Genomic DNA, 3733 nt, shown 5'->3' on the forward strand with positions numbered 1-3733 from the left:
CGGCCGCGATGCGTCGGATACCAGGAGCATCGCGGCCGAAGCCGCTCCTACAGGGGATTCGTCGACATCGGTGGGCGATCTTCTCGTCCACGCATTTCCCGATCGCATCGCGCGGCAGGATCCAAACAATCCGCGCCGCTACCAGCTCGCGAGCGGACGCGGCGCACGCTTGCTCGACGAAAGCCGGTTGTTCGGCGAGCCTTGGCTTGCAATCGTCGACCTGCGCTATGACGAACGCGACAGCCTGATCCTTGCGGCGGCACCGTTCGATCCGGACGTGCTCGAACGCGATTTCGCCGGACGCTTCACGCGCTCGCGCAGTGTTCGCTGGAATCGCGATACGCGGGGTGTCGACGCGTTCGAGGAACGTCGCTTCGATGCGATCGTGCTGGACCGTCGCGCGGTGCCGGCGCGCCCGGAGGACGCGGTGCCGGCGTTGATCACAGCAGTGCGCGACCTCGGCCTCGACGCGTTGCCGTGGAGTGCGCATGCGCGCGAGCTGCGCTTGCGCGTGCAGTCGCTGCGCAGCTGGTGCCCCGATCTTGCGCTGCCGGATTTCTCCGACGCGGCGTTACTCGCCACGCTTGAGGACTGGCTCGCTCCATTCCTCGCGAACAAGCGGCGACTGGATGCGTTGCAACCCGATGAGTTGTCCACGGCCCTCTCCGCGCAGCTCGACTTCGCGATGCGCCGTGCGCTCGACGAGCAGGCGCCGGTCGCGATCACGGTGCCGAGCGGGATGGAACGGCGCATCGCGTACGCCAGCGACGCGCCGCCGGTGCTTGCGGTGAAGCTGCAGGAGTTGTTCGGCCTCGCCGACACGCCACGCATCGCCAACGGACGCATTGCGCTGACTCTGCACCTGCTGTCACCGGGCGGAAAGCCAGTGCAGGTGACGCAGGATCTGCGCAGTTTCTGGGAGCGCACCTACCCGGACGTGAGGAAGGAATTGAAGGGACGCTATCCGAAGCACCCGTGGCCCGACGATCCGTGGACGGCGACACCGACGCATCGCGCGAAGCCGCGACGATGAGCCGTGGGCGCGTATCCGGGGGCCGGCGCCACGCCGACAGGCTGGACGCGCTGACGTGGCCGGCCGTTTCGATGAGGCGAGTCACGCGCGCCACCCGGAACCATCGCCGCACGCAACCAGTCCGATGCCTGATGCATCCAACACCAAATTCTCCCACGAGTCCGCCATGAGCCCACCACAACGCGTCCTGCCCTGGATGATCGCCTTCCTCGTCGCTGTTGCAGCGCTCGGCGCAATACTCGCGCCACGCCTCGCCCAGATCTTCGTGGCCAACCCGTTTTTCAACGGAGTCATCCTCGCGGTGCTCGCAGCGGGCGTGATCGTCAACCTGCGCCAGGTGTTGATGCTCCGGCGAGAGGTCGCATGGATCGACGCATTCCGCCGCTCGAATCCGGATCAGAAACCGGTCGGCCGACCGCATCTGCTGGCGCCAATGGCACGCATGCTCGATGGTCGCGAGCGCGGCCGCGCCGCGTTGTCGGCACCGTCGATGCGCACGATCCTGGACAGCGTGCAGTCGCGGCTGGAGGAATCGCGCGACCTGTCGCGTTACCTCATCGGCCTCGCGATCTTCCTCGGCCTGCTCGGCACCTTCTGGGGGCTGCTCGTCACGATTCGCTCGGTGGCCGACATCATTGGCACGCTCAACGTCGGCAACGATGCGGTGACCATGTTTGGTGCGCTGAAGGAAAACCTCAAACAGCCGCTCAGCGGAATGTCGACGAGTTTCTCGACCTCGCTCTTCGGTCTCGCCAGTTCGCTGGTGATCGGCTTCCTCGACCTGCAGGCTGGCCACGCGCAGAACCGCTTCTACAACGAACTCGAGGAATGGTTGTCCGGCATGACTCGGCTGGCTTCGGGTTCGGCGATCGAGAGCGATGCATCGGTTCCCGCGTACGTGCAGGCGCTGCTCGAACAGACTGCCGATGGACTCGACCGGATGCAGCGCGCCATCGTCGAGAGCGATCGCGAACGTCGCGGTGGCAGCGAACAGCTCGGTGAATTCGGTGCGCAGCTCGGACGACTGACGGACCTGCTCGCGCGGGACGCCCGCGAACGCCAGGACGCATCGGCGGTACAGGACGAATTGAAGAACGTGCTGCGCCAGTTGGCCGCACAGGGACAATCACAGCCGGCTGCGCACTTTTCCGACGAGTTGCGCAGCGAACTGCGCCTGATGTCGCGCACGATTGCCGCGGCGCTCGATGCGAAGCCGGCGCGCCCGCCCGCTCCGGCACCGATGACCGCCGAGCGCGAGCCGCGCCGGTGAGCCAGCTTCGTCGCCGGCGAACCTTCGACATCTGGCCCGGATTCGTCGATGCGCTGACCTCGCTGATCATGGTGATAATCTTCGTTTTGTTGATCTTCGCGATCGGCCAGTTTGTGCTGTCCGACTCGCTCGCCGGCAAGAATCGCGCGCTGGACGCGCTCAATACGAAGGTCGCCGAACTCGCCAAAAGCCTGTCGCTTGCCGAAGACGGCAAGCACGCGCTCGACGCGCGCGTGAAGGAGGTCGGCGTGTCACTTGGGCAGACGATCGGCGAGCGCGATCACCTCAGGACCTCACTCGATGCCGCGACGGCCGAAGCGGCGACGCTCACCGCCGACATCTCCGCGCTGAGCCAGCTCAAGCAGCAACTCGAGGCACAGGTGGCGACACTTGCGGCGCAACTGGACACCTGGAAAGACGACATGGTCAAGCAGACCGCGCTGACGTCGGCAGCGTCGGCGCAGACGGAATTGCTCAACCGCCAGCTCGCCGCGCTCAACGAGCAGCTTGCGAAAATCCAGGCGGCGCTCGACATCGCCGACAAGAGCGTGAAGGCGAAGGACGCAAAGATCGCCGACCTCGGCAGCCAGCTCAACGTCGCGCTCGCCAATCGCGTCGGCGAACTCGAACGCTACCGCTCGGAATTCTTCGGGCGCCTTCGCGCAGCGCTCGGCGATCGCACCGATGTGCGCGTGGTTGGCGATCGCTTCGTGGTGCCGACCGATGTGCTGTTTGATTCCGGATCGGCCGACCTTGCACCCGCCGCGCAGGAACGGCTCTCGGTGCTTGCGCAATCGGTGGCGGAAGTGGCTTCGGAAATTCCTTCCGGCATCGACTGGGTTCTGCGCATCGACGGCCACACAGACCGCGTGCCGATCCACACCGCACAGTTCCCGTCGAACTGGGAGTTGTCCACCGCGCGCGCGGTCGCGATCGTCAAATACCTCGTCGTGCAGGGCATCCCCGCGCATCGCCTGTCGGCCAACGGCTTCGGGCAATTCCAGCCACTGGACCGCGGTGACACGCCGGACGCACTCGCGCGCAATCGGCGCATCGAAATCCAGCTGACCAACCGCTGAGCTCGGGATTCGAGAGTCGAGATTCGGAATTCGGAATTCGGAATTCGGCAACGATTGCTATTCCTTCCCCCGCGCAGCGGGGGAAGGTGCCCGGCAGGGTGGAAGGGGGCGCTTTTCGTGGGAGCGCACGATCAAGATCAAGAGCGCCCCCTTCCGGCTTCGCCGCCTTCCCCCGCTTCGCAGGGGAAAGAACCGCGGGGTTGATTGGCGCCTGACTTTCCATTGATTCCCGACTAACGATTCGCGGGCTTTTGCTGACTGAGGATCACACTTCCGAGGATCAGCGTGCCGGCGATGATCATCGTGGGCGTCGGCATTTCACTGAGCAGAAGCCACGCCCAGCCGACGCCG

The 3733-nt window shown here is 65.5% G+C and carries 3 protein-coding genes; all 3 read left to right on the forward strand.

What is annotated here, in order from left to right; genetic code table 11:
- The coding region (locus ABIV12_RS09175) for an ATP-dependent helicase C-terminal domain-containing protein (protein ID WP_348058495.1) at positions 1-1033 on the forward strand (1033 nt) is incomplete at its 5' end.
- Between the two features lie 166 nt (positions 1034-1199).
- Positions 1200-2303, forward strand: coding sequence for a MotA/TolQ/ExbB proton channel family protein (locus tag ABIV12_RS09180; RefSeq protein WP_348058497.1), 1104 nt, complete (start codon positions 1200-1202; stop codon positions 2301-2303).
- A complete protein-coding gene (locus ABIV12_RS09185) occupies positions 2300-3382 on the forward strand; it encodes a peptidoglycan -binding protein (RefSeq protein ID WP_348058499.1) in 1083 nt (360 codons plus the stop codon). The genes ABIV12_RS09180 and ABIV12_RS09185 overlap by 4 nt, the downstream gene beginning before the upstream one ends.
- Positions 3383-3733 lie beyond the last annotated feature (351 nt).

It is taken from the genome of Dokdonella sp. (assembly GCF_039926425.1).
Taxonomy (GTDB): Bacteria; Pseudomonadota; Gammaproteobacteria; order Xanthomonadales; family Rhodanobacteraceae; genus Dokdonella_A.